General features: G+C 70.8%; 19 protein-coding genes, 1 tRNA gene and 2 pseudogenes. 12 read left to right on the top strand and 10 right to left on the bottom strand.

Features of this window, described 5'->3' with window-relative positions; genetic code table 11:
• Nucleotides 1-52: 52 nt before the first annotated feature.
• Nucleotides 53-505, bottom strand: a pseudogene (locus tag AB0I03_RS11160) (thiamine phosphate synthase); the annotation flags it as partial.
• A 141-nt stretch (nucleotides 506-646) separates the two neighbouring features.
• On the opposite strand from AB0I03_RS11160, the gene AB0I03_RS11165 reads away from it, so the two are divergent.
• Together AB0I03_RS11165 and AB0I03_RS11170 are read left to right on the top strand one after the other, a co-directional pair.
• On the top strand, nucleotides 647-1,429 hold the full coding sequence (locus tag AB0I03_RS11165) for a maleylpyruvate isomerase family mycothiol-dependent enzyme (RefSeq protein WP_270114469.1): 783 nt from the start codon (nucleotides 647-649) through the stop codon (nucleotides 1,427-1,429).
• A gap of 174 nt (nucleotides 1,430-1,603) precedes the next feature.
• On the top strand, nucleotides 1,604-2,899 hold the full coding sequence (locus tag AB0I03_RS11170) for a YibE/F family protein (RefSeq protein ID WP_360410144.1): 1,296 nt from the start codon (nucleotides 1,604-1,606) through the stop codon (nucleotides 2,897-2,899).
• 90 nt (nucleotides 2,900-2,989) lie between these two features.
• On the opposite strand, the pseudogene AB0I03_RS11175 reads toward AB0I03_RS11170, so the two are convergent.
• Nucleotides 2,990-3,817: pseudogene (locus AB0I03_RS11175) on the bottom strand (LysR substrate-binding domain-containing protein); the annotation flags it as partial.
• 100 nt (nucleotides 3,818-3,917) lie between these two features.
• On the opposite strand from AB0I03_RS11175, the gene AB0I03_RS11180 reads away from it, so the two are divergent.
• A complete protein-coding gene (locus AB0I03_RS11180) occupies nucleotides 3,918-5,165 on the top strand; it encodes a pyridoxal phosphate-dependent aminotransferase (RefSeq protein WP_360410147.1) in 1,248 nt (415 codons plus the stop codon).
• Here the strand turns inward: AB0I03_RS11180 and AB0I03_RS11185 are convergent.
• From AB0I03_RS11185 to AB0I03_RS11195, 3 genes are all read right to left on the bottom strand, one after another.
• Nucleotides 5,162-5,521 carry a hypothetical protein gene (locus AB0I03_RS11185; protein WP_360410150.1) on the bottom strand — a complete coding sequence of 120 codons (360 nt, stop codon included), beginning with the start codon at nucleotides 5,519-5,521 and terminating at the stop codon, nucleotides 5,162-5,164. The two genes, AB0I03_RS11180 and AB0I03_RS11185, sit on opposite strands and share 4 nt — an antisense overlap.
• A gap of 154 nt (nucleotides 5,522-5,675) precedes the next feature.
• Nucleotides 5,676-5,966 carry a 4a-hydroxytetrahydrobiopterin dehydratase gene (locus tag AB0I03_RS11190; protein WP_360410152.1) on the bottom strand — a complete coding sequence of 97 codons (291 nt, stop codon included), beginning with the start codon at nucleotides 5,964-5,966 and terminating at the stop codon, nucleotides 5,676-5,678.
• Nucleotides 5,967-5,992: 26 nt separating this feature from the next.
• Nucleotides 5,993-6,604 (bottom strand): carbonic anhydrase, encoded by a 612-nt coding sequence (locus tag AB0I03_RS11195; protein WP_360410154.1) that lies wholly within the window; start codon nucleotides 6,602-6,604, stop codon nucleotides 5,993-5,995.
• Between the two features lie 160 nt (nucleotides 6,605-6,764).
• Between AB0I03_RS11195 and AB0I03_RS11200 the strand changes: the two genes are divergently transcribed.
• The gene (locus AB0I03_RS11200; RefSeq protein WP_360410157.1) at nucleotides 6,765-7,493 is read left to right on the top strand and encodes a winged helix-turn-helix transcriptional regulator; all 729 of its coding nucleotides are present in this window, start codon (nucleotides 6,765-6,767) and stop codon (nucleotides 7,491-7,493) included.
• Nucleotides 7,494-7,505: 12 nt separating this feature from the next.
• Here the strand turns inward: AB0I03_RS11200 and AB0I03_RS11205 are convergent, their stop codons facing one another.
• The gene (locus AB0I03_RS11205) at nucleotides 7,506-8,321 is read right to left on the bottom strand and encodes a putative hydro-lyase (RefSeq protein WP_360410159.1); all 816 of its coding nucleotides are present in this window, start codon (nucleotides 8,319-8,321) and stop codon (nucleotides 7,506-7,508) included.
• Between the two features lie 203 nt (nucleotides 8,322-8,524).
• Here AB0I03_RS11205 and AB0I03_RS11210 point away from each other — a divergent pair, with 203 nt between their 5' ends.
• Together AB0I03_RS11210 and AB0I03_RS11215 are read left to right on the top strand one after the other, a co-directional pair.
• The gene (locus tag AB0I03_RS11210) at nucleotides 8,525-11,689 is read left to right on the top strand and encodes a BTAD domain-containing putative transcriptional regulator (RefSeq protein WP_360410161.1); all 3,165 of its coding nucleotides are present in this window, start codon (nucleotides 8,525-8,527) and stop codon (nucleotides 11,687-11,689) included.
• 171 nt (nucleotides 11,690-11,860) lie between these two features.
• The gene (locus AB0I03_RS11215; RefSeq protein ID WP_360410164.1) at nucleotides 11,861-12,841 is read left to right on the top strand and encodes a zinc-binding dehydrogenase; all 981 of its coding nucleotides are present in this window, start codon (nucleotides 11,861-11,863) and stop codon (nucleotides 12,839-12,841) included.
• 369 nt (nucleotides 12,842-13,210) lie between these two features.
• On the opposite strand, the gene AB0I03_RS11220 is transcribed toward AB0I03_RS11215, so the two are convergent.
• Together AB0I03_RS11220 and AB0I03_RS11225 are read right to left on the bottom strand one after the other, a co-directional pair.
• Nucleotides 13,211-14,395 (bottom strand): MFS transporter, encoded by a 1,185-nt coding sequence (locus AB0I03_RS11220; RefSeq protein WP_360410167.1) that lies wholly within the window; start codon nucleotides 14,393-14,395, stop codon nucleotides 13,211-13,213.
• A gap of 207 nt (nucleotides 14,396-14,602) precedes the next feature.
• Nucleotides 14,603-15,457 carry a helix-turn-helix transcriptional regulator gene (locus AB0I03_RS11225; RefSeq protein ID WP_360410170.1) on the bottom strand — a complete coding sequence of 285 codons (855 nt, stop codon included), beginning with the start codon at nucleotides 15,455-15,457 and terminating at the stop codon, nucleotides 14,603-14,605.
• Between the two features lie 103 nt (nucleotides 15,458-15,560).
• Between AB0I03_RS11225 and AB0I03_RS11230 the strand changes: the two genes are divergently transcribed.
• On the top strand, nucleotides 15,561-16,322 hold the full coding sequence (locus tag AB0I03_RS11230; protein ID WP_360410173.1) for an SDR family oxidoreductase: 762 nt from the start codon (nucleotides 15,561-15,563) through the stop codon (nucleotides 16,320-16,322).
• A 102-nt stretch (nucleotides 16,323-16,424) separates the two neighbouring features.
• Here the strand turns inward: AB0I03_RS11230 and AB0I03_RS11235 are convergent.
• A tRNA-Ile gene (locus AB0I03_RS11235) sits at nucleotides 16,425-16,498 on the bottom strand.
• A gap of 372 nt (nucleotides 16,499-16,870) precedes the next feature.
• On the opposite strand from AB0I03_RS11235, the gene AB0I03_RS11240 reads away from it, so the two are divergent.
• Genes AB0I03_RS11240 through AB0I03_RS11255 form a run of 4 tightly spaced genes read left to right on the top strand, consistent with a single transcriptional unit; the run spans nucleotide 16,871 to nucleotide 21,034 of the window.
• Nucleotides 16,871-18,196 carry a branched-chain amino acid ABC transporter permease gene (locus AB0I03_RS11240; RefSeq protein WP_360410176.1) on the top strand — a complete coding sequence of 442 codons (1,326 nt, stop codon included), beginning with the start codon at nucleotides 16,871-16,873 and terminating at the stop codon, nucleotides 18,194-18,196.
• Between the two features lie 9 nt (nucleotides 18,197-18,205).
• Nucleotides 18,206-19,249 carry a branched-chain amino acid ABC transporter permease gene (locus tag AB0I03_RS11245; RefSeq protein WP_360410179.1) on the top strand — a complete coding sequence of 348 codons (1,044 nt, stop codon included), beginning with the start codon at nucleotides 18,206-18,208 and terminating at the stop codon, nucleotides 19,247-19,249.
• Nucleotides 19,239-20,189, top strand: coding sequence for an ABC transporter ATP-binding protein (locus tag AB0I03_RS11250; protein ID WP_360410182.1), 951 nt, complete (start codon nucleotides 19,239-19,241; stop codon nucleotides 20,187-20,189). The genes AB0I03_RS11245 and AB0I03_RS11250 overlap by 11 nt, the downstream gene beginning before the upstream one ends.
• 8 nt (nucleotides 20,190-20,197) lie before the next feature.
• The gene (locus AB0I03_RS11255) at nucleotides 20,198-21,034 is read left to right on the top strand and encodes an ABC transporter ATP-binding protein (protein WP_360410184.1); all 837 of its coding nucleotides are present in this window, start codon (nucleotides 20,198-20,200) and stop codon (nucleotides 21,032-21,034) included.
• A 103-nt stretch (nucleotides 21,035-21,137) separates the two neighbouring features.
• Here AB0I03_RS11255 and AB0I03_RS11260 read toward each other — a convergent pair whose 3' ends face one another.
• On the bottom strand, nucleotides 21,138-22,385 hold the full coding sequence (locus tag AB0I03_RS11260; protein WP_360410186.1) for an ABC transporter substrate-binding protein: 1,248 nt from the start codon (nucleotides 22,383-22,385) through the stop codon (nucleotides 21,138-21,140).
• Nucleotides 22,386-22,700: 315 nt separating this feature from the next.
• Here AB0I03_RS11260 and AB0I03_RS11265 point away from each other — a divergent pair, with 315 nt between their 5' ends.
• Nucleotides 22,701-23,813 carry a hypothetical protein gene (locus AB0I03_RS11265; protein WP_360410189.1) on the top strand — a complete coding sequence of 371 codons (1,113 nt, stop codon included), beginning with the start codon at nucleotides 22,701-22,703 and terminating at the stop codon, nucleotides 23,811-23,813.
• The last annotated feature ends 66 nt before the right edge of the window (nucleotides 23,814-23,879 follow it).

Consider the following 23,879-nt stretch of genomic DNA (forward strand, 5'->3'; position numbering starts at 1 on the left):
CCATGACCGCGACCCCCGCCGCACCCGCCTCCCTTGCGGCGCGGGCCCGGTCGGGGCCGGTGACGCCGCCGAGCGCGTACACCGGGACCGGGCTCGCCGCGCACGCCTCGCGCAGCGCACTGGTCCCGACCGCGGGCCCGTACCCGGGTTTGGAGTCGGTGGGCCAGATCGGCGAGTAGGTGCAGTAGTCGAGGCCGGGGTCGATCGGTTCGCCCGCGTGGACGGAGCGGCCGACGATCGCGGGCCGGGGCCGGGGCGTCGGGAACGTGCGCGAGAGGTGCGCGGCGGCGACCGGTGCGGCCGGGTCGGCGACGATGAGCAGGCCTCCGGCCGCGTCGAGGATCGGCTGCAGGGCTGCGGCGAGCGCGGTGCGCTCGTCCCAGCTGAGGTGCTTGTCGCGCAAGACGAGTGCGAAGGGTCCGCCGCGGAGGGCGAGGGCGACCTGCTCGGTGAGCGGCCGGGGGCAGCCGGGGATCGCGGTGATGACGAGCAGTCGGTGTTCCACGGCCCGACCCTATCCGGGTGCGGCCGATGGGGCGGGAGTCCCTTAACGTCCTACTCGCCAGCGCTTCCTCTTTTAACACTTATGTATCGGTCCGATGCTCGAGCTTGCGTAATTCGCGACACAGGTGCGAAACTTCAGGGGATGAACATCGGCGATCAAATCAACGGGCTGCGCACCGAAGGGGAGCGGATCGCTGTCGCTGGTGGAGAACTCGCGCTGAATGCGAGCGTGCCCACCTGCCCAGGATGGAACGTCAAGGATCTCTTGACCCACATCGGGACCGTCCATCGTTGGGCGGCGGCGATCGTGGGCGAAGCGTTGCCTTACGATCCACGGAAACAGGAGTTCCAGCGCATCGTGGGGCCCATGCCGCACGACGACCTGCTGGTCGACTGGGTCCGCGAAGGGCTGCTGCGGCTCGCGGCCGTGCTGGAGGCCGCTCCGAGCGGGCTCCAGTGCTGGCAGATGTTCCCCTCCGAGTCGTCGCGCCGCTTCTGGGTCCGCAGGCAGGCCCACGAGACCACCATCCACCGTGTCGACGCCGAGCAGGCCCGGGGCGACGAGATCTCACCGATCTGTCCCGAGTTCGCGGCGGACGGCATCGACGAGCTGCTGCTGGGGTTCCACGGCAGGCCCTCGAGCAGGGTGCGGGCATTGCGCCCGTCCGTGCTCCACATCCATGCCACCGATCTGCCGCCGGGGCGCGGCGACTGGTACATCCACCCCACCGATACGGGTCCGCTCGTGACGTTCAGCGAGGTCGAGACCCCGCACTGCGTCATCGAGGGCCCGGTGGAGCTGCTGTACCTGGCGCTGTGGAACCGGCTGCCGTTCGACGATCTGCTGGTCCGCGGGGACCCGGCACTGCTCCACTTGTGGCGCAATTACTCCGCGGTCCGCTGGGTCGACCCGGTGGACGTATGACGTTTCTGACTCTGGGCGACTGGAGCGCTACAGTCCGAAACTGCAGGTAGTCGACCGCTCACGGTCCGATTTGTCCGGCCAATGCGGATATCAGACCGGCCGCCGCCGCAGCGGGGGCCGGTCGGGGCGCGCTGCTGCGCCGCGCCGGGGGGCGGGGATCGTAAGCTCACGGTCGTGAACGAGGATTCCGCGAAGCAGCCCATGCACAGCCATGCCGTCCCGAACGACGCCGTCCCCCGCGCCGCGCTGTGGATCCTGGTCCCCGCGGCGGCCGTGACGCTCCTGGGCCTGATCCTCCTGTGGCCCTCGGGGGTCGCCGACGCCGAGGGGATCGACGGGTACGGCACCGAGGTCGACGGCCACGTGCTCACGGTGAACGAGACCGAATGCGACGCGGCCGACGCCGAGCTGAACGAGCAGCTGCAGGCGACCGTGTGCGGCGACGTGGTCGTGCGGCTCCTCACCGGCGAGCACGCCGATGAGGAGACGGTCGTCGACATCCCCAGCGGCCCAGGCGCTCCCGTCGTCGAGGCCGGGGACGACGTCATCCTCCTCCACACGCCCGACTCGGTCTCGGGCCAGCAGTACCACATCATCGACCACGACCGCTCCAGTGCGCTGTGGGCGCTCGTGATCGCGTTCGCGCTCGCCGTGGTCGCGTTCGGACGGTGGAAGGGCCTGCGGTCGCTGGTGAGCCTCGGGATCACCTTCGCCGTGGTGCTGCTGTTCATGGTCCCGGCGGTCCTCGACGGGTCCTCGCCGATCCTGGTCGCCGTCGTCGGTTCGGCCGCGATCATGCTCGTCTCGCTCTACCTGGGGCACGGCTGGAACCGCACGACCACGGTGGCCGTGGTCGGGACGCTCGCGTCGCTCGTCGTCACGGTGCTCCTGGCCGAGGCGGCCGTGAACCTCACGAAGCTCAACGGGGTGCTCGACGAGAACACCACGAACCTGGCGCTGCAGTACCCGATCGACATGTCGGGCCTGCTCCTGGCGGGCATCCTCATCGGCGCGCTCGGCGTCATCGACGACGTGACGGTCTCGCAGGCCGCCACTGTGGACGAGGTGGCGAAGGCCAACCCGAAATGGGGTCCGGCGCGGCTGTTCAAATCGGGGATGCGGGTCGGGCGCGACCACCTGACCTCGGTCGTGAACACCCTCGTGCTCGCCTACGCGGGCGCGTCGCTGCCGCTGCTGGTGCTCATCGCCGCCGCCAACCGGCCGCTGGAGCAGGTGCTCACGAGCCAGACGATCGCCACCGAGATCGTGCGGTCGGTCGCCGGCACGCTCGGCCTCATCGCGGCCGTGCCGATCACGACCTGGCTCGCCGCGTACCTCGCGCGCCGGCAGCCGAAGCCGAAGGAGCCCAAGGACCCCGAGGAGAAGCCGAAGCCCAGGCCGAAGCCCGCACCCGAGGCGGCGGCGTGGGACGAGGACGAGTCGCCGTACCCGCCCTCGCACCTGCGATAAGAACTTCTCGGCCGCGGTCATGAGCTTCCGCGCGGCCTGGTGCAGCGCCTGGAGCACGGTCATCACCGCCGGGCGGCCCGTGGAGGCCGTCCGGTGGACCACGTAGACCTCCCGGCCCGGCAGGTCCTCGACGACCTTCCGCACCGCCACGTCCTTGCGCTCGGCCGCGGCCATCCACGGCGCCACCGTCACCCCCAGGCCCTTCGCCACCAAGGTGAGGATCGTGTCGAGCCCCTCGAACTCCGAGACCGGCGCGCTGATCCCCTCGGCCCGCCACAGCCGCGCCAGCGCCATCCGCGACGGCTCGCCCTCCGGGGACGCGATCCAGGACTCCCCCGCCAGCTCGTGCGCCGACAGGACCTCCTTGGCCGCCAAGGGGTGCTTGATCGGCAGCACCGCCACGAGCGGGTCGTTCACCAGGTGGTGGAAGGTCAGCGGCCCCGAGGTGGGCGGGCGGCGCTGGCCCGACCAGTCGTCGATGAGGGCCAGGTCGATCTCGCCGGACCGCACGCGCGCCAGGGACTCCGAGACGGTGTGCTGCTGGAGCAGGACCATCTGGAGCTCGGGGTAGCGGCGCAGGCGGCGCACGATCGGGCCCGCGAGGGCGACGGCGACCGTGGGGAACGCGGTGACGGTGACCCGCCCGCGCGGCTGGGCGGACTCGGCCGCGAGGTCGGTCTCGGCCGCGTCGATCGCCTCGAGGATGTGCGCGGTGTGGGCCACGAGGCGGCGACCCGCGTCGGTCAGCTGGGCCGAGCGGGCGGTGCGCTCCAGGAGCGACACGCCGGTCTCCTTCTCCAAGGCGGCCAACTGCTGTGAGACCGCCGAGGCGGTCTGGCCGGTCGCCGCGGCAGTGGCGGCTATCGATCCCTGGGCCGCGAATTCGTAGAGCAGCCGCAGGCGGCGCACATCGAGCATAAGGAAATCTTACCCTCGGCAAAAGCTAGAAATACTTGCGATGATGCTCGTTCGAGAGGAGATTAGGCCACGTCGAACGACCATCCATCAGGGAGTCACTGTGACCGTCTCCGCCACCCTCGCCGCCAACGAAGCCGTCGCCGCGCGCCGCGCCGCCGGGCAGGAGGTACTCGCACTCGGATTCGGCGAAGCGGGCATCCCCGTGCACCCCCTGCTGAGCCAGCGGCTCGCCAAGGCCGCCGGCCGCATCGCCTACGGGCCCGTCGCCGGCACCGACGAGGCCCGCGACGCCGCCGCCGGGTACTGGACCCGCCGCGGTAACCCCACCGAAGGCGGCCAGGTGCTCCTCGGCCCCGGCTCCAAGCCGCTGCTGTTCGCCCTCCAGCACGCCGTCGGCGGCGACGTCGTCCTCCCCCGGCCCGCGTGGGTCTCCTACGCCGCCCAGTCGCAGCTGCTCGGCCGCGAGCCGATCCGGGTGCCCGTGCCCGAAGGCGAAGGCGGCGTGCCCGACGCGGCCCTCATGGCCGCGGCTGTGCGCGACGCCCGCGCTGCGGGCCGCGACCCGCGCCTCGTCGTCGTCACCCTCCCGGACAACCCGACCGGCCGCCTCGCCTCCGAGGACGCCGTGCAGGCCCTGTGCGAGCAGGCCCGCGAACTCGACCTCGTCATCGTGGCCGACGAGATCTACCGCGACCTCGTGTTCAAGCCCGGCGCGTTCCCCTCCCCCGGCCGGTGGGCGCCCGAACGCACCATCACGACCACCGCGCTCTCCAAGAACTACGCCCTCGGCGGCTGGCGCATCGGCGCCGCACGGTTCCCCGACTCCGACCTGGGACGCCGGATCCAGGAGTCCGTGCGCGGCATCGCCTCCGAACTCTGGTCCTCAGCGCCCCTGCCGATGCAGCACGCCGCCGCCTATGCCTGGTCCGACCCGGCCGAACTCGTCGACCGCGTCGCCATGGCGCGGCGCCTGCACGGCGCGGTCGCCGGTGCCGTCGCCGAAGTCTTCGCGGCCGTCGGCTGCCACGTGCGCGTCCCGCAGGGCGGCTTCTACGTGTGGCCGGAGTTCGAGCCCCTGCGCGCGGCGCTGGCCGAGCGCTGGGGCGTGCGCACCAGCGCCGACCTCGCCCGGGTCCTGCTGGACGAGTTCGGGATCGTGGTCATCGCCGGGGACGCGTTCGGGGACGACCCGGCGGCCCTGACGATCCGCGTGGCCGTCACCGGCCTCTACGGCGAGTCCGACTCCGAGCGCCTCGCGGCGCTCGTGTCCAACGACCCGCTGGAGATGCCGTGGCTCGCCGAGTCCCTGGACGCGTTGCGGGACAAGCTGAAGGCGCTCGTCGCCTAACGCCAGTGCTCGTAGAGGACGATCGCCACTGAAACGCAGACGATCACCGCGATCACGGCGGCGACGAGGAACAGCGCGCCCACGAAGCGCTGGATCTCGAGTTCGCGGCCTTCCCGAACCGGCCCGCGCCAGCGGCCGTACCGCCAGTGGTCCTCGCGGCCGAGCTCGTCGTCGCCGACGTCCAGCAGGAGTGTCTGGAGGTCGGCGACGCTCTGGGCCCGTTCGGCCATGCGACGGCGCAGCCGGTACTCCCGGGAGTCGAGCATGCCCTTGCGACGCGCCCTGGCGAGGCGGTCGAGGGCGATGCGCTTGTCAGTACTGGAAGGCCGCGCGGCGTGTGCGTCCATTGCGTCCATGAGGTGCTCCCACCTGTGCTGACTTCATCATCGCAGAGACGAAGCCCCTATGCATTACCCGTTTTCGCAGGTAATACGCATAGGTGGCACAGGCGCACCAGGGGCCGCAGCAGTCCCTCCCGCGCCTGCCGGTCGAGCGGTTCGGTCCGGCGGATCAGTCCAGGAGGTCGCTCACCGCCCGGGCCAGGTCGGTGTCCTTCGCGGACACCTTGTTCCCCGCGGAGTGGGTGGTCGCGGAGACCCGCAGCTTGTTGTAGTTGATCGTGAGGTCCGCGTGGTGGCCGCGCTGCTCGTTCAGGAACCCGACGGCGCTCGCGGCGGCGAGTGCCCGGAGGTGGCCGTCGAAGGTCCAGGTCTGCTCGAGGCGGTCGCCGACGTGACTCCAGCCGGGCAGTTCCGACAGCGCGAGTTCGATCTCGGCCTCGGTCAAGGGTTGGTCGCTCATACCCCGATTCTGACAGCTCTTCGCGATCAGTTCTCGTCGATGAGCGTTACGCTGCCCGTGTCCAGGTCGTAGACCGCGCCGACCACCAGCACGCCGTCGAGGCTCTCGCGGCGGCTCAGGTCGGCGACGGTGCGGCGCACCTGGAGCCGCATCGCGCGCGAGGCGGCCTCCTCGGGCTCCTTCGTCTCCGACCACGCCTGCGAGGCCGGCTGCCACAGCTGCTCCACGAGGTAGTCGGTGCGCGGGTCGTGCGCGTCGTCCTCGACCGCGTGCAGGGCCGCGTTGATCGCCCCGCACCGCTCGTGGCCGAGCACGACCACGAGTGCGATGCCGAGCTCGGCGGCCGCGAATTCGAGCGAGCCGACGGCGGCCCGGTCGGGCACGTGCCCGGCCGTGCGCACCACGAGCAGCTGCCCGAAGTCGCAGTCGAACACGCTCTCGGCGGTCACCCGCGAGTCGATGCACGTGAAGACGGCGGCGCTGGGCGTCTGCCCGGGCGCGGCCTCGCGGGCCGCGACGATGTCGCGCTTGTAGCGGGGCTCGCCGGCAATGAAGCGGCCGTTGCCCTCCAGGAGGGCGACCAGCGTGTTGGCGGCCTGTTGGTGCTCCATCAGCGAGGAGGCGGTCAGTTCTGGCACGCCCTGAATGGTGCCGCACGATGCGGCCGGACGCAAGCCGGACCGGCACACGGACACGCACCTTTTACAGAGCGCACGTTACCGTTCCGAGATCTGTTGGTCATTTACCAGGACTTGAAGCTCGTCTTACGTGACTCTATGATGAATACGTACTACCGCAATGGGATTCACCAGCGGTTTCATCCACTCTGCCTTCTGGAGGAGACCCGTGCGCACCTACGGCGACGGCTGCCCGGCCGCCCACGCGCTCGACCTCGTGGGCGAACGCTGGTCGCTCCTCATCGTCCGCGAACTGCTCCTGGGACCCAAGCGTTTCACCGACCTCCGCACGGGGCTCCACGGGGCCAGCGCGAACGTCCTCTCGCAGCGGCTGCGCGAACTCGAGACGCACGGCGTGGTCTCCAAGCGCCGCCTGCCGCCCCCGGCCGCGTCCAAGGTGTACGAGCTCACCGAATGGGGCCGCGACCTCGAACCGGTCATCGTGTTCCTGCTGCGCTGGGGCGCCCGCTCGGCCGCGATCCCGCTGGACGCGCCGATGGGCGCGGACGCGCTCATCCTCTCGATGCGGACCCTGTTCATGCCGGTGGCGGCGCGCGGGTTCGACGCGGCGTTCGAGCTGTGGGTCGACGACCGGCCGTTCATCGCCGAGATCATCGACGCGCAGCTGCTCCTCGCACCGGGCCGGCCCGAGCACCCGCACGCGGTGATCCGCACCGATGCCGAGACGCTCAAGCGCCTCACCCTGGGCAGCCGCAGCCTCGACGTCTCGCTGCACGCGGGCCGCGTCACCGTCCAGGGCGACCAGGCCATGGCCGAGCGGTTCCTGGGCCTGTTCCGCCTGCCGGAACCGGCCCCGGCGTCGGCGGGGGCGACACCGGGCCCGGTCTAGCGAATCCAGTGCTCATGAAACCAGGCGGATCTCGCCGGTGCCGCTGGTCTTCGCGCGGCGGTCGGTGATGAGCATGTGCCCTGGCGCATGGGTGATCGCGAACGGCAGCTTCGCCTTGACGACCGCTTCCTGAAGGGTCACACCGCAGGCCCAGAACACGGGCACGTCGCCCTTGTGGAGGCGCACCGGGTCGCCGAAGTCGGGCCGGTCGAGGTCGCGGATGCCGATCGCGCCGGGGCGGCCGATGTGGACGGGGGCGCCGTGCGCGTACGGCATGTCGGCGGTGATCGCCGCCGCGAGGTCGGTCTGCGCCGCCGGCATGGGCCGCATCGAGACCACCACCGGTCCGCGGAAGCGCCTGGCGCCTAGGCATTTCAGCGTGGTGCGGTACATGGGGACGTTGACGCCCTGCTCGAGGTGGCGCAGCGGGATGCCCGCCCGCTCCAGGAACGGCTCGAACGTGAAGGTGCAGCCGGTCAGGAAGGTCACCAGGTCCGAGCTCCACAGATCGGCCACGTCGGTGCGCTCCGCGACCAGCTCGCCCTTCTGGTAGACCCGGTACGCAGGCAGGTCGCGGCGCAGGTCCGCGCCGAAGGCCAGGTCGGTCCAGTACCGGCCGGGGCCGACCACGTCCAGCAGCGGGCAGGCCCGCGGATTGCGCACCGCGAAGCGGCGCAGGCTGATCGCGTGGCGGGCCGGCACCGACACCAGGTTGGTCTGCACGTACCCCTGCGACCAGCCGCTCGTCGTGGCGACCAGGCCGCCGCGGAACCTGGCGCGGGCCTCTTGAGGCTTGGTCTGGGCCTCGGGACGCTGTCTCGTGAACATCGCTCCTCCTCTGCTCGATACGAGAAGCATCGTGGCGGGCTCGTCAAGACCTTCACGAGTCGTTCATGAGACACACACCGGTACCTGTGCAGTCACTCTGCGCAAACCCTTTGCAACCGTTCCCAAATGATCATGTTCTGCCCATAGACTGGAAGCGTCCCCGCGCAATGACGGCCGCACCTCGACTCCCCGGGAGGTGGACCGTGGACTTCGGCATCCTCGGCCCCCTGCAGCTGACCAGGGAGGGCCTGCCCGTGGCACTGCCCGGGCGGACCCTGCCCCGGCTGCTCGCCGTGCTGCTCCTGGAGGCCGGGCACGTGGTGCCCCTGCCGAGACTCGTCGACGCCATCTGGGAGGAGCTGCCGCCCACGACCGCGCGCCGCCAGGTCCAGAACACCGTCGCCAGCGCCCGCGGGATCCTGCTGCCCACGGGCACCGGCGATCTCGAGACCGTCGGCGACGGCTACCGCCTGCGCGTGCGGCCCGAGCAGCTGGACTCCCTGCGCTTCCAGCGCACCGTGCGCATCGCCCGCGAGCAGGAGGCCGCCTCCGAACCCGAAGCGGCCCTTGCGAGCCTGCGCGAAGCCCTCGACCTGTGGCGCGGCCCGACCCTCGCCGGGCTGGGCGGGCGGCTCATCGAGGCGGGGGCGCGCCGCTGGGACGAGGAGCGCGCCGCCGCCGAGGAGTCCCGCGCCGAACTCGAACTCGCGCTGGCCACCGGCGTGTCGGTCGTGGCCGACCTGCGGCGGGTGCTCGAAGCCCACCCGTACCGCCAGCACACGGCCGAGCTGCTCATGACCGCGCTCTACCGCGAGGACCGGCCCGCCGAGGCCCTCGACGTGTACGAGTCGATCCGCCGCCAGCTCGCCGAGGAGCTCGGCATCGACCCCGGCCAGCGCCTCAAGGATCTCCACACGGCGATCCTGCGCGACGACCCGTCCCTCAGGGCCGCACCGCGAACCGGTGCCCCCAAGCCCCGCGCCGAACTGCCCGCGCCCGCGCAGCTGCCCTCGGACAGCGTCCACTTCACCGGCCGCACCGCCGAGCTGGCGGCGCTCGACCGGCTCCTCGAAGGCGGCCCGCAAGTCGCCGTGATCTCGGGGATCGGCGGCTCCGGGAAGACCACGCTCGCACTCCACTGGGCGCACCTGGTGCGCGAGCGGTTCCCCGACGGGCAGCTGTACGTGAACCTGCGCGGCTTCGACCGAACGCCCTCGCTCGCCCCGCTGGACGCCCTCGCCGGATTCCTCCGCGCCCTGCGCGTCCCGACCGAGGCCATCCCCTCCGACCTCGACGAGGCCGCCGCACTGCTGCGCTCGCGCCTCGCCGACACCCGCACGCTCCTCATCCTCGACAACGCCCGCAACTCGGCCCAGGTGCTGCCGCTGCTGCCGGCCACGGCCGGCTGCGTCGCGGTCGTGACGAGCCGCGGGCGGCTCCCCGACCTCGCCGCCGCCCACGACATCCGGCAGGTCACCGTGGGCGCGCTCGACGGCTGCGAATCCGTGCGGCTCCTCGAGAGCCTCATCGGCGCGGACCGCGTGGGACGCGAACCCGCTGCGGCCGAACGGGTCGCGGAGCTCTGCGGCGGCCTGCCGCTCGCGCTGCGCATCGTCGGCACCAACCTCGACGCGCAGCCCGGCACGACCTTGGCGGATACCGCGACGGCGCTCGCCGGGCACGACCGGCTCTCCCGCCTCGCCGTCGAAGGCGACCCGACCACCACGGTGGCCGCCGCGTTCGACCTGTCCTACCAGGCGCTCGAACCCGAAGAGGAGCTGCTGTACCTCAACCTGGCGTACCTGCCGGGCACGGACTTCTCCAAAGGGCTCGCGTGCGCGCTCGTCACCTGGGAACCCGAAGCGGCCGAACGGCTCCTGGCGAACCTCGTGGCCGCCCACCGCATCGACGAGTACCGGCCCGGCCGCTACCGCTTCCACGACCTGGTGCGCGAGTACGCCCGCCGCAAAGCCGAGTCGGCGTTCGACCCGGCTGCGCTGCAACGGCTCCGGGAGCAGGCCGTCGCGTGGTACGCGCAGGGCTCCACGCGCCTGCCCGTCCTGGAGTACCGCAACATCGTGGCGACCTTCCTCGAATGGAACGGCCACCCGCACGTCTCGCGGCTCCTCTCCCGGCTCATCTCCTTCGCCGACGCCGGCTACCGCGACGACGCCGCGAACCGGCGGGCGCTCTCCGACTCCCTGTACGAGCTGCCCGAACTCGCCCACGTCGCCGAACTCGGCATCGAGACCGGGAAGCGCTCCGACGAGCCCATGGACGCCGTGCGCGCCTACGCCCTCGCGGACGCGGTGGCCTTCGCCTCCGGCGACCTCCACAAGTCGAAGGCGTACGCGGAGAAGACCCTCGAGTACCTCCGCCTCACCCCGCACGGCGACGCCACCGGCAAGGCCCGCAACGACCTCGCCACCACCCTCACCCAGCTCGGCCGGTACCGGGAGGCCGTGTCGCTGCTGCGCGAGGCGGTCGTGGCGGCCGAGCGCTCGGGCAACCGGAACGTTCGCGTCGAGGTCCTCACCTCGCTGGGCACCGTGCTGCGGCGCATGGGCATCTTCGCCGAGGCCGAGGCGCTGCTGCTGAAGGCCCGCGACCTCGACGCGGCCGCCCCCGACGGGCCGACCACGGTGTACCCGCTGCTGTCGCTCTCGGAGCTGTACGTCGACCAGGGCCGCATCAGCGCCGCCGAGAACCTCAGCCGCGAGATCGCCGAGATGCTGCGCGACCACCCGTCGAAGTACTACCAGTCGCGGCTGTACTTCCGGCAGTTCGCGGTCCACCGCGCCGACGAGGACTTCCCGCGGGCCGAGGCGGCGCTGCTGCGCAGCCTCGAACTCGTCGAGCAGTTCAACAACTGGCGCCACCAGCTGATCTACACGTACTGGCTGGCCGACCTGTATGTGGACACCGAGCAGTTCGAGCAGGTGCGGGACACCCTGGCCCGGGTCGCGCACCTGGCCCGGTACGAGACCTCGGAGTCGCTCGCGGTCAAGGCCAGGGTCATGTGCAAGCTCCACACCGCCGAGGGCGACCTGCGCAAGGCGATCAGTATGGGCCGCCAGGCGTGCGACGTCTTCGCGGCCATGCCCGACCCGCTCCGCCAGGCCCGCAGCCTCCTCGCCCTCGCCAACGCCTACCAGGCGGCCGGGCACCCGAACGCGGCCGAGGCGTGCCGCGAGGAGTCCCGGAACCTCTTGAGCGCCTTGGGCATCGACCCGGGCTTACCGACCCGCAACCGACCGCTCAATAACCCGCCCATCAGCAACCGCCCGCCGAAAGACCCACCCCACCCACCCGGGGGCCGACCAGCCTGCGTCAATGCTCCCCGGCAGCGCCGACAGGAAATCGGGTAACGAGTCGTCACGCCGCCGATGTTCACCCGAAAGCGTGAACGCCCACGGTCGCCCCTGACTTTCGTCAGGGGCGACTCAGGTCGTTCGACAGATGCGGCCCCAGTCGGCCGGTTCCTACAGTGGTGTCACACCCATCGATGCGAACGCATCCGAACGACAGCGAGGGACGACATGCACGCGATCCGGCACCACGAATTCGGCGGCCCCGAGGTACTCGTGTACGAGGAGGTGGCCGATCCCGAGCCCGGCCCCGGGCAGTTGCGCATCGCCAATCGCGCCGCCGGCGTCCACCTGCTCGACACGACCTTCCGCAAGGGCGACAAGAACGGCCCGTACCCGCTCCCCGACCTGCCGATGGTCCCCGGCCGCGAGGCCGCCGGGATCGTCGACGCGGTCGGGGAGGGCGTCGACGCGTCATGGATCGGCAAGCGGGTGGTCGCCCACCTCGGCTTCGCCTCCGGCGGGTACGCCGAGAAATCGGTGCGCGAGGTCGCGAACGTGCACGAGATCCCCGAGGGCGCCGGGTTCGCGGAGGCGATCGCGATGATCGGCACCGGCCGGACCGCGCTCATGGTCCTCTCGGTCGGCCCGGTGAGCAGTGAGGACGTGGTGATCGTGCCGGCCGCCGCGGGCGGCATCGGCACCCTCCTGGTGCAGGCCGCCAAGAACGCCGGAGCGTACGTGGTCGGCCTCGCGGGCGGACCGGACAAGGTCCGCCAGGTCGCCGAGAACGGGGCCGATGCCGCGATCGACTACAAGGCCGGGGACTGGACCTCGGTGCTGGACAAGGCGTTGGAGGGCCGCGAGGCGACCCTGCTGTTCGACTCCGTGGGCGGCGAGACCGGCCGGGCGGCCTTCGAAAGGCTGGGCTTCGGCGGCCGCATGGTGGTCTTCGGCTGGTCTGCCGGGAAGGCCACCGAGGGCACGGTGGAGGAGATCGTGAACCGCGGCCTCACGGTCTCCGGCGCTCTCGGCCCGAAGCTCCTTGAGAAGCTGGGCGGCCTCCGGGCGCTCGAAGAGCGCTCGCTGGCCGAACTCGCGGCCGGGCGGCTCCGCCCCGCGGTGCACACGTTCAAGCTGTCCGAGGCCGCCGAAGCCCATCGCGCCCTTGAGCACCGGGGCACTACGGGCAAGGTGGTGCTGATCCCGTGAGCGAAGGCCTCCGGGGGCGACGACGCCGCCCCGACTGCAGGCCCGGGCGGCGGGGTCGGGCGGCGAGGTCGGGCGGCGGGGTCGGATCGGGAGCAGGCCGGGCTCGATGGCGACCCCTCGGGTCTGAACGCGGGCCTGACGGCCCGGCGGCGCCGCGCAGCCGGAGAGGCCATCTGGGACGTGGCACCGGAGAGCTCCGGGAACGACGGCGCCGCCCCGGCTGCGGGCCGGGGCGGCGGGGTCGGATCGGGTTCGACTCGAGTTCGACCTGGGACCAGGTCGGATCGGGTTCGGCTCGAGTTCGACCCGGGACCGAGCGATTCGTTCAGCGGTGCCGGTGCTCGACCGGTTTCGCCGCAAGGGTCTTGGTTAGGAGGCCCGGGCGAGTTCGGCGGTCGTCAGGTGGCTCGGCACCACCGGCAGGACCTCGGCCTCGGCTTGGGCCCGCGCGAGCGGGACCGAGAGGGCGAGACCGGCCAGGGCCAGGCCGACGCCGACGAGGATCGGCGCGGTCAGGCTCAGCCCGGCCGAGAGGGCCAGGCCGCCGAGCCAGGCGCCGTTCGCGTTGGCGAGGTTGAAGGCCGCGTGGTGCAGGGAGGAGGCCAGTGACGGGGCGGCGTGCGCGCCGTCGAGCAGCAGCCGCTGCATGATCGGGCCGACCAGCGAGGACGAGAGCGCCATCAGGAACACGCCCGAGATCGCCAGGACCGGGTTCGCCATCGTGAAGAACATCATCAGCATCACGGCCGCGATGGTCGTGAACGAGGCGAACAGGCCCTGGATCGGGGCGCGGTCGGCGACGTGGCCGCCGACGATGTTCCCGGCCGTGAGGCCGAGGCCGAACACCGCGAGGGTGATCGCGACGGCGACCGTGCCCAGGCCGGTGACCTCTTCGAGGATCGGCGTCAGGTAGGTGTAGGCCGCGAACATGCCGCCGAAGCCGACCGCGCCCGTGACGAGCGGGAGCAGGACGCGCTTGGAGCGGATCGCGCGGATCTCGTCGGAGGCCTTGGTGGGCACGATGACTCCGCGCGTGTCGGGCACGGTGGCCCAGATCGCGGCGGCGGCCACCACGCCGAGCGCGGCGACGGCGGCGAAGATCCAGCGCCACGAGAACTGTCCGATGAGCAGGGCGCTCACCGGGACACCGATGATCGTGGCGACGGTGAGGCCGGACATGATGCCCGAGATCGCGCGGGCGCGCCGCTCGTAGGAGACCAGGCTCGCGCCGACCACCGCGGCCGCGCCGAAGAACGCGCCGTGCGGCAGCCCGGCGAAGAACCGGGAGGCGAGCAGGGTCCCGAAGTCGGGGGCCAGGGCGGTGACGAGGTTGGCGACCGCGAACCACGCCATCAAGGCGATGAGCAGCGGCTTGCGGGGCACGCGGGTGGTGGCGACGGTGAGCAGCGGGGCGCCGAGGACCACGCCGATGGCGTAGGCCGAGACGGCCAGGCCGGCCTCGGCGAGCGAGACGCCCGAGGAGGCGGCCACCTGGGGCAGGATGCCCATGATGACGAACTCGGCGGTGCCGATGCCGAATGCGCCGATTGACATGGCGAACAGGGGCATGCGCATGGAAAGCAGCTCCGGGAAGAAGAGAAGGAGGGTGAGAACGCTGAGGCTGTCACCGGCTGCTTCCTTGCCGTCCGGTCGCTGTTCAAGAGCGGGAGGCTCGCGCCTCCGCATCAATCATAAATACACTCGCCCAAAGAGTAAAAGCCTTGCGGGTGAAATCCGAGCGTGATGTCCGTCGCCGCCGGGTCACGCGACCGACGCGGGGGCCCCGGAGGTGACGGGCGTCAACGCGGCCATGGTCGCGAACACCTCGGCGGTGCGCGAACCCGGTTGCGGCACATAGAAGATGATGCGAAAGCAGGTGGCCGGCACCTCGAGCACCTGGCAGTCGAACTCGAGCGGCCCGTACTCCTCGTGCACCACCTGCTTGGTCTGGACGGTGCGGACGCCCACCTCGTGGTCGGCCCACAGCTCCCCGAACTCCGGGCTCGAGCGCAGGAGCTCGTCCACGAGCGCCCGCAGCACCGCGTCGGCCGGGTCGCGGGCGAGCGAGGCGCGCACATCGGCCACGCACTGCCGCAGGAATCCCGCATAGCGCTCGTCCGACAGGGCCGCAGCGGCGTGCGGACCTGAGAAGTTCGCGCGCAGGATGTTCCGCTGCTCCGGGGAGAGCTGCGAGAGCCATCCCATCAACCGGTCCGCGAGCGGGTTCCAGGCGAGCATGTCGTAGGCCGCGTTCACCACGTACGCCGGGAAGTCGTCGAGCCCGGCCAGGAGGTTCAGGATCGTCGGCGGTACATCGCCGCGGCTCGAAGCGCTCGTGTCGGGCCGCTCGTCGGCGAGGTTGAACAGGTGGGCGCGCTCGTCGTGCACGAGCATGAGCGCGCGGGCGAGCGCCGTCAGGACCTGCCGCGACGGCTTCGGCCCCCGCGCCTGCTCGAGTCGGATGTAGTACTCCACGGAGATCCCCGCGAGCTGCGCGACCTCCTGGCGGCGCAGACCGGGCGTGCGGCGGCGCGGCCCCTCGGGCATACCCACGTCGCCGGGGCGAAGCGCGGCGCGGCGGGTGCGGAGGAAGTCGGCGAGCTGCTGGCGGTCCATGCCGCCAATACTCCCCCGGTTCGCCGAGCTGATCCAGGTACCAGTAGTACCACCACAAACGGTCCTCTTTGCAACCCCCGCAACCGGGCGCAAGCTCGTGGACATGACTGACACCGACACCACCGCGAAGACCGCTCTGATCACCGGCGCCAACAAGGGCATCGGCTTCCACATCGCCCGCGCCCTCGGCGCCGAGGGCCTCACCGTCCTCATCGGCGCCCGCTCCCAGGAGCGCGGCGAGGCCGCCGCCGCGACCCTGCGCGGCGAAGGCCTCGACGCCCGCTTCCTGCACCTCGACGTGACCGACGAGGCCTCGGTCGCCGCCGCCGCGAAGCGCGTCGAGTCCGAGTTCGGGAGCCTCGACATCCTCGTGAACAACGCGGGCATCGCACTCGCGGACGGGGACTGGAACACCAGCGAGCTCACCGTGGCGACGACCCGGAAGGTCTTCGAGACCAACGTCATCGGCGTCGTCTCGGTGACCAACGCGCTCCTGCCGCTCATCCGCAAGGCGGACGCGGGCCGGATCGTGAACGTCTCCAGCGAGGTCGGCTCCCTCGGCTTCATGACCGACCCGAACCAGCCGTTCGCGTCCATGCAGGGCGGCGCCTACGGCGCCTCCAAGTCGGCGCTGAACATGCTGACCGTGTCCTGGGCCAAGGAGCTGGCGTCCACCAGCATCAAGATCAACGCGATGACCCCGGGCTACACCGCGACCGACCTGAACGCCAACCAGGGCACGCGCCGGCCCGAGGACGCCGCGAAGGCCGCGGTCGAGCTGGCCCTCATCGGCGAGGACGGCCCGAACGGCGGGTTCTTCCAGGAGGGCAACGAGTACTTCGACACCGACGTGGTCCCCTGGTAGCGCCCGCGATCGGGCCCGGCGGGGAGCCGCTTCCCCCGCGTCCGGCCGCCGACGCGGCATGAGCAGCAGGAAGGCCCCGCCTATCGCGGGGCCTTCGCTCTGTAGGGCAGGCAGGACTTGAACCCGCGACCCAGGGATTATGAGTCCCCTGCTCTAACCAGCTGAGCTACTGCCCCGAGCGGGCAATATCCTCTCACACCGCGTGGCCGCTCGGTGTCCGGAGGGGAAGGCCGCCGCCTGGGGCGCGTCGCAGGAACGTCGCGAGGACTTCACCGCACTCGAATGCGGTCGCAACGGGCGTAGGGAACAACCGGGCGAGACGAGGGTGCACTCCGATAACATCTGGGCCACAATTGCAACGGTTCGATAACGACACCTGCAGTTGTTACTCACCTCTCCATAAGATCCGTCTCACTCCCGTCGTTTCGTGTTTCTCGAACAATCCACGATGCGCGGGTTCCGAAGCCCAAACCTCCCGAGGGGGCCCATTGAGACGTGCAGTGTTGTTGCTGTCGGCTGCGTTCGCCGGCCTGTTGCTGGGGTTGGGGGTGAACAGCAGCGCCACCGCCCAGGACGCCTTCGGCGTCCACGGCACCCTGGAGAACCAGCAGGACGAACCGGTCGCGGGGGTCTCGATCACCGTCAGCGACGCGGCGGGCACCGAGATCGCCACGGTCCAGAGCGCCGAGGACGGCACCTGGGCCGTACCGCTCGAGGCCGCCGGCGACTACGTCGTCGTCCTCGACGAGTCCACCCTCCCCGACGGGCTGGTCGTGCGCAACGGCAAGCCGGAGCTCGAAGTCACCATCAACGCCGACAGGACCGTGCTGTTCCCGCTCGACACGCAGGTCACCGGCGGCGCGGACCCCGGCGGGGACGAACCCTCCTCCGGCGGCGACGCGACCGGCGAGACCCCGGGCGGCGACGAGTCGAGCACCGGTGCCGACGAGGCGGAGAACGGCGAGAACCTCGCCGAGATCGAGGACGAGGGCGGCGCCACCCGCGCCGTCAGCCTCCTGTTCTCCGGTCTCCACTTCGGACTCATGATCGCCCTGGCGGCGGTCGGCCTCTCCATGGTGTTCGGCACGACCGGCCTCACCAACTTCGCCCACGGCGACCTCGTCACCTTCGGCGCGGTCATGGCCCTGCTGTTCAACCTCACCTTCGGCGTCCCCGTCTGGATCGCGGCCATCGCCGCCGTCCTCCTCGGCGCCGTCTTCGGCTGGCTCCAGGACTGGGGCCTGTGGGCGCGGCTGCGCCGACGCGGCACCGGCCTCGTCTCGATGATGATCATCTCGATCGGCGTGGCCCTGCTCATCCGCAACGCGACCCTGTTCTTCGTCGGCGGCGAACGCCAGCGCTACAACGAGTTCGTGGGCCAGCAGCCCTGGGACTTCGGCTGGCTGGTGATCACCCCCAAGGAGGTGGTGACGGGCTCGATCGCGCTCGTCGTCTGCATCGCGGTCGGCCTCGCGCTCGTCTACACGCGGCTCGGCAAGGCCACCCGCGCCGTCGCGGACAACCCCTCGCTCGCGGAGTCCACCGGCATCGACGTGAACCAGGTCGTGCGCCTGGTGTGGACGATCGGCGGCGGGCTCGCGGCCATGTCCGGCGTCTTCCTGGGCATCAGCGACGGCGTGAAGTTCGACATGGGGCAGCACCTGCTGCTCATGGTGTTCGCCGCGGTCGTGCTCGGCGGGCTCGGCACCGCGTTCGGCGCGTTCGTCGGCGCGATGCTCATCGGCGTGTTCGTGCAGATGTCGACCCTCGTGGTCGCGCCCGAACTGAAGTACGTCGGCGCGCTGGCGGTCCTCATCATCATCATGCTCACCCGGCCGCAGGGCATCCTGGGCCGCCGCGAGCGAATCGGCTAGGAGAGCGAAATGGATTGGCACTTCGTCTTCAGCCAGGCGCTCACGCAGGCCATCGGGCCGACGATGCTCGTGTACGCGCTCGGCGCCATCGGCCTGAACCTCCAGTTCGGTTACACGGGCCTGCTCAACTTCGGCCAGGCCGCGTTCGCCGCGGTCGGGGCCTACGGCCTCGCGCTGGCAGTGGTGGCCTTCGGGCTGCCGTTCTGGTGGGGCATCCTCGTCGGGCTGGGCTGCGCCGTGGTGCTGGCCCTGCTCATGGGCATTCCGACGCTGCGGCTGCGGGCCGACTACCTCGCGATCGTCACGATCGCCGCGGCCGAGATCGTGCGGCGGCTCTTCCGGGCCACGGTCTGGTCGGAGCACACCGGCGGCTCGGACGGCATGCGCGGGTTCTCCGACCCGTTCTTCGCGCTGAACCCGCTCTCGGAGGACGCGACCTGGACGTTCCTGTTCGTGTCCATGGACAGCGGCCGCCTCACCGTCGACTTCGGACTGTTCGACCTCCAGTACTCGCACCGCGACCTGTGGGTCATGACGATCGGGTGGGCGCTGGTGGCGTTCTTCTGCATCGTCCTGGCCCTGCTCGTGCACAGCCCGTGGGGCCGGGTCCTCAAGGGGATCCGCGAGGACGAGGAGGCCGTGCGGAGCCTGGGGAAGAACGTGTTCGCGTACAAGATGCAGGCGCTGGTCATCGGCGGCCTCATCGGCGCGGTGGCCGGGTTCGTGTTCGCGCTGAGCCGCGCGAACGTGCAGCCGGACACGTTCTCGACGGACTTCACGTTCTACTTCTACGTGGTCCTGATCCTCGGCGGCGCGGCCAAGATCTTCGGACCGGTGCTCGGGGCGGCGCTGTTCTGGTTCCTGTACAACATCTTCTCGCAGGGCCTGAGCCAGGCGATCAACGCCGGCGTGATCTCCACCGAGTACCTCAACCAGACGCAGGTGGGGCCGCTCGTGTTCTTCCTGCTGGGCCTCGGCATGGTCCTGCTGCTGATCTTCCGGCCGCAGGGCATCCTCGGCAACAAAAGGGAGCTGATGCTCGATGTCCGATGAAGCACAGTCCGGTGAAGCACGGTTCGGGGAAGCTCAGTCCGGTGAAGCACCGCCCGAGACGGGGCGGGAGGCTCTGCCCGCCGAGGACAGGGCCGCGAGGGCGGGCATCACCGCGGCGCGCGATTCGCTGGCGGACGTGCCGCCCGAACCGGGTGCGCCGAAGCAGGACCCGATCCTCAACGCGACGGGCGTGCGCCGGGCGTTCGGCGGTCTGGTGGCCGTCGACGTGGCGCACCTGGAAGTGCAGCGGGGCACCATCACCGCCCTCATCGGACCGAACGGCGCGGGCAAGACCACGTTCTTCAACCTGCTCACCGGTTTCGACCGGCCGAGCCGGGGCGAGTGGGTGTTCGACGGCCGCCGCGCCGACCGGATGCGCTCGTACCAGGTAGCACGGGCGGGCATGGTCCGCACGTTCCAGTTGACGAAGGCGCTCACCCGCATGACCGTCATGGACAACATGCTCATCGGCGCGGCCGACCAGATCGGCGAGCGCTTCTGGGCCGGCCTGATTCCGCCCCTGTGGAAGTCGCAGGAGGCGGCGAACCGGACCAGGGCCATGGAGCTGCTGGAGCGGTTCAAGCTCATCGACAAGCGCGAGGACTACGCCGGAGAGCTCTCCGGCGGCCAGCGCAAGCTGCTGGAGATGGCCCGCGCGCTCATGCTGAGCCCGAAGATGGTGATGCTCGACGAGCCGATGGCCGGGGTGAACCCGGCGCTGAAGCAGACGCTGCTGGAGCACATCAAGAACCTCCGCGAGGAGGGGATGACGGTCCTGTTCGTGGAGCACGACATGGACATGGTCCACGAGATCGCGGACTGGGTCGCGGTCATGGCGGCCGGGCAGCTCATCACGGAGGGCACGCCGGACCAGATCTCGGCGGACCGGCGGGTCATCGACGCGTACCTGGGCGCCCATCACGACGCGGCTCAGCGGTAGGAGACGACATGAGCGACAACGAGACTGCGGTCGGGATCGGACCGACGGGCGTGCCCTTGGAGGCCACGCCGGACTCGGACACGGAGGTGTGCTCCCGGGAGGGGCACCTGGCGGCCTCGCAGGAGGCGCTGCTGCGCGCCGACGAGGTCGAGGCCGGGTACCTGCCGGGCGTGTCGATCCTGAACGGCACGGACCTGTACGCGAACGAGGGCGAGCTGGTGGGCATCATCGGCCCGAACGGGGCCGGGAAGTCGACGCTGCTGAAGGCGATGTTCGGGCTCGTGGGGGTGACCTCGGGGCAGGTGACCCTGCGGGGCGAGGACATCACGAACCGGAAGGCGCACCAGCTGGTGCCGCTGGGCGTGGGGTTCGTGCCGCAGACGAACAACGTGTTCTCGGCGCTCACCGTGGAGGAGAACCTCGAGATGGGGGTGTTCCTGCGGCCCAAGGCGTTCCGGGAGCGGTTCGCGTTCGTGGTGGACCTGTTCCCGATCCTGGGCGAGCGGCGCGCGCAGCGGGCCGGTTCGCTCTCGGGCGGCGAGCGGCAGATGGTGGCGATGGGCCGGGCGCTCATGATGGAGCCGACGGTGCTGCTGCTGGACGAGCCGTCGGCGGGGCTGTCCCCGGCGATGCAGGACGAGGTCTTCTTCAACACCAAGCAGATCAACGAGACCGGGGTCACGGTGGTCATGGTCGAGCAGAACGCTCGGCGGTGCCTCCAGATCTGCGACCGGGGCTACGTGCTGGACCAGGGCCGCAGTGCCTACACCGGTCCGGGTGCGAGTCTCATCGACGATCCGAAGGTGGTCGAGCTGTACCTGGGGACGCTGGGCCGGGCGCATTGACGGCCCGCGCGTCCGCGGGTGCGGCCCGCTAGAACACGGATGAGGCGATGCCCCTCGGGTCCTGTGGTCCCGAGGGGCATCGCCGTTGTCGTGCGGTTGCCGGCTACTGCTCGAGGTCGCCGAACGTGTAGCCGAGGTTCTCGAAGGTGTTGTCGGCCTTGTACTGGAAGACGCCGATGGTGGCGGCGGAGACGTCGCCCTCAGGGGAGAACTCGATCGGGCCGGAGTAGCCGTCGTAGTCGATGTCCTCGCCGTCCTCCAGGAGCTCGGCGCATTCGGTGAAGCCGCTGCACTTGGTGCCCTCGCGGCTGACGTCGATCAGGTTGTCCTTGATGACCTCCGAGTCGACCTCGCCGCCCTGGATCGCGGCGAGCGCCGCGAGGACGGTGGCGTCGTAGGACTCGGGGCCGTACGTGAAGTCGACGAGCTCGGGGTCGACTTCGAGCAGGCGCTCCTGGATCGCGGCGGTGTCGGCGCCGGGGTAGGTGCCCTTGGCGCCCTCCATGAAGCCCGTGGGGAACTGCTCGCCGTAGTTGGAGAGGTTGCCGTCGACGAGGTACCAGCCGAGGTCCTGGGCGCTCATGTTCTCTTCGGCGAGCGCCGGAGCGAGGTTCACGATCTCGTTGAAGGTGATGAGGACGACGGCGTCGGCGCCGGAGTCGGCCACCTGGCCGGCCTCGGCCGAGAACTCGGTGGCGGCCGGGTCGTAGACGATCGTGTCGATCACTTCGCCGCCGAAGTCGGTGAAGTTCTGCTCCACGGCCGTGGCGAGGCCGGTGCCGTAGGAGTCCTGGAGCGCCAGGATGATGATGCTCTCGTGGCCGTCCTGGATGATCGTGTCGGCGAGGACGCGGCCCTGGAGGACGTCCGAAGGCGCCGTGCGGAAGTAGTAGTCGCCGTTCGGGTACGTCGTGAACTCGGGCGAGGTGTTCGCCGGGGAGATCTGGACGATCCCCTCCTGGTAGAGCTTGTCGATGAAGCTGAGCGACACGCTGGAGGAGGCGGCGCCGATGACGGTGTGCACGCCCTGGCGGATGAGGGCGTCCGCCGACTCGCTGGCGATGGGCGAGGTGGTGTCGCCCGAGTCCTGGTGGATGACCGTTGCGTCGCAGCCGAGTACGCCGCCGTACTCGTTGATCTCCTGGATGGCGAGGTCGACGCCGGCGAATTCGGGCGGGCCGAGGAAGGCGAGCGAACCGGTCTGCGGCAGGATCGTGCCGATCTTCAAGCCGTCGCTTTCGCAGTCGGTGCCGCCGGAACCGGAATCCGAATCGTCACCGCACGCGGCGAGCGAGAACGCTGTGATACCCGCTGTGGCCACTGCCAGTAGTGCTCGGGGAAAGCGAGACATGGTTGCTCCTAGTTCTTCTGTTCGAGAGGTCACGCGGCAGAGACTGGAGGTTTGCGTGATCCGAGTTACACACTATGGCAGTCGGGAACGCGATGACAGCGGTCGTGACCACACCCGATCCTGTTTGTGATGAGTCCGTGACCTTCTCGAACAGGTATTGCAATCGCAGGTCGGCCGTGTTGCGGCCCAGCGACGTTCGGGACCGCCCAAATCGGGCGGTTCCCCCGGGAGGGGGAGCCCGAAAGCCCCCGCCGGGGGAGCGCGGTCGCCCGCTCGCGGGAGGGACGAGGTCCGCGAAACCGCGAATCTGTAAGCATGACAACGCGAACGCCGCTCCGCCGGCCCACCCGCCTCGCACGGACGACCGTGCTCGCCGCCTTCCTCTGGTCGCTCCTGGCCCTCCCGTTCGGCCTGTGGCAGCTCCTCGACCCGGAGCAAGGCCCTTACTCGCACGAGCTCTACGAGCCCACCATCCCGCTCCCCGCAGCGGTGCCCGACTGGATCGCGCCCGCCGCGCTCATCGCCGCCGGACTCGGCGGGCTCCTCATCGCCCGCGCCAAGACGCGGCTCTGGCCGCTCACCGCGCTCTACGCCGCGGTCTTCGGACTGGCGCTGACCACGGTCGCGCCGATCTCGCTCGCCGGGTACCTGTGCGCGTTCCTCATCCCGATCGCCGCAGCGGTCGTCCCGGTCCTCGTGGCCCGCGGCACCACCGCCCGCCTCGTCACCGCCGCCGCGATCGCCGCCGTCCTCGTCGGACTCGGCGTGACCGGAATCGTCGACTACCCCGCGGTCGCCGGGTTCGCGAAGGAGCTCGGCGACACCATGGTCGGCATCGGCGGCTACTTCCTGGCGCAGATCTGGACCCTCGCGGGCGCCGTCGTCTGGACCGCACTGACCCTGCAGCTGCTCGTGCAGCGCCGCGACGGCGAGCCCGCTCCCGCCTGGCTCGCCCCCGAACGCGCCGCGAAGTGGGGCCGGGCCGCCGCCTGGATCGCCTTCGCCTGCTCGCTCCCCTACGGCCTGGTGCGCATGAGCTGGCTGACCCCGTGGGGCTACACGGGCGGCCCGGTCGGCGATGACCTCCCGCTCGAGATGCGGATCTGGGGCCTGCTGCTCGGCTTCGCCGCGCTCGGCGGCGGCGTGCTGTGCCTGGGCCTGACGCAGCGGTGGGGCGAGCGCTGGCCGTTCTGGATGTTCGCCCTCAGGGGCCGCCCGGTGCCGCCGATGATCGCGATCGTCCCCGGGGCGGCCATGGCGGGGGTGTTCACGTTCATGGCGGTGCCCATGGCGGCGTTGGGGATCCGCCAGGGCGCGCCCGAGCTGATCTGGTCGTTCCCGTTCTGGCTGTGGGGCCCCGCGCTCGGCGCGGCGACGCTCGCCTACGCGATCCGGCGGGGCAGGGTCGACACCGGAGTGGTGCGATAGGGCTTGACCGATGGCGGGACTCGACCTAAGGTCGAGTCCCGCAATCAATTCCGGACATTGCTGCAA

The organism is Glycomyces sp. NPDC021274, from assembly GCF_040641195.1.
Taxonomy (GTDB): domain Bacteria; phylum Actinomycetota; class Actinomycetes; order Mycobacteriales; family Micromonosporaceae; genus Glycomyces.

Bases quoted from the DNA above. Each gene is read 5' to 3' on its own strand.
- AB0I03_RS11225 (WP_360410170.1), bottom strand. From the start codon at position 15,457: ATGGACCGCCAGCAGCTCGCCGACTTCCTCCGCACCCGCCGCGCCGCG.
- AB0I03_RS11230 (WP_360410173.1), top strand. From the start codon at position 15,561: ATGACTGACACCGACACCACCGCGAAGACCGCTCTGATCACCGGCGCC.
- AB0I03_RS11185 (WP_360410150.1), bottom strand. From the start codon at position 5,521: ATGGACGCAATGGACGCACACGCCGCGCGGCCTTCCAGTACTGACAAG.
- AB0I03_RS11250 (WP_360410182.1), top strand. From the start codon at position 19,239: ATGTCCGATGAAGCACAGTCCGGTGAAGCACGGTTCGGGGAAGCTCAG.
- AB0I03_RS11255 (WP_360410184.1), top strand. From the start codon at position 20,198: ATGAGCGACAACGAGACTGCGGTCGGGATCGGACCGACGGGCGTGCCC.
- AB0I03_RS11265 (WP_360410189.1), top strand. From the start codon at position 22,701: ATGACAACGCGAACGCCGCTCCGCCGGCCCACCCGCCTCGCACGGACG.
- AB0I03_RS11260 (WP_360410186.1), bottom strand. From the start codon at position 22,385: ATGTCTCGCTTTCCCCGAGCACTACTGGCAGTGGCCACAGCGGGTATC.
- AB0I03_RS11245 (WP_360410179.1), top strand. From the start codon at position 18,206: ATGGATTGGCACTTCGTCTTCAGCCAGGCGCTCACGCAGGCCATCGGG.
- AB0I03_RS11190 (WP_360410152.1), bottom strand. From the start codon at position 5,966: ATGAGCGACCAACCCTTGACCGAGGCCGAGATCGAACTCGCGCTGTCG.
- AB0I03_RS11220 (WP_360410167.1), bottom strand. From the start codon at position 14,395: ATGTCAATCGGCGCATTCGGCATCGGCACCGCCGAGTTCGTCATCATG.
- AB0I03_RS11215 (WP_360410164.1), top strand. From the start codon at position 11,861: ATGCACGCGATCCGGCACCACGAATTCGGCGGCCCCGAGGTACTCGTG.
- AB0I03_RS11200 (WP_360410157.1), top strand. From the start codon at position 6,765: ATGGGATTCACCAGCGGTTTCATCCACTCTGCCTTCTGGAGGAGACCC.
- AB0I03_RS11165 (WP_270114469.1), top strand. From the start codon at position 647: ATGAACATCGGCGATCAAATCAACGGGCTGCGCACCGAAGGGGAGCGG.
- AB0I03_RS11205 (WP_360410159.1), bottom strand. From the start codon at position 8,321: ATGTTCACGAGACAGCGTCCCGAGGCCCAGACCAAGCCTCAAGAGGCC.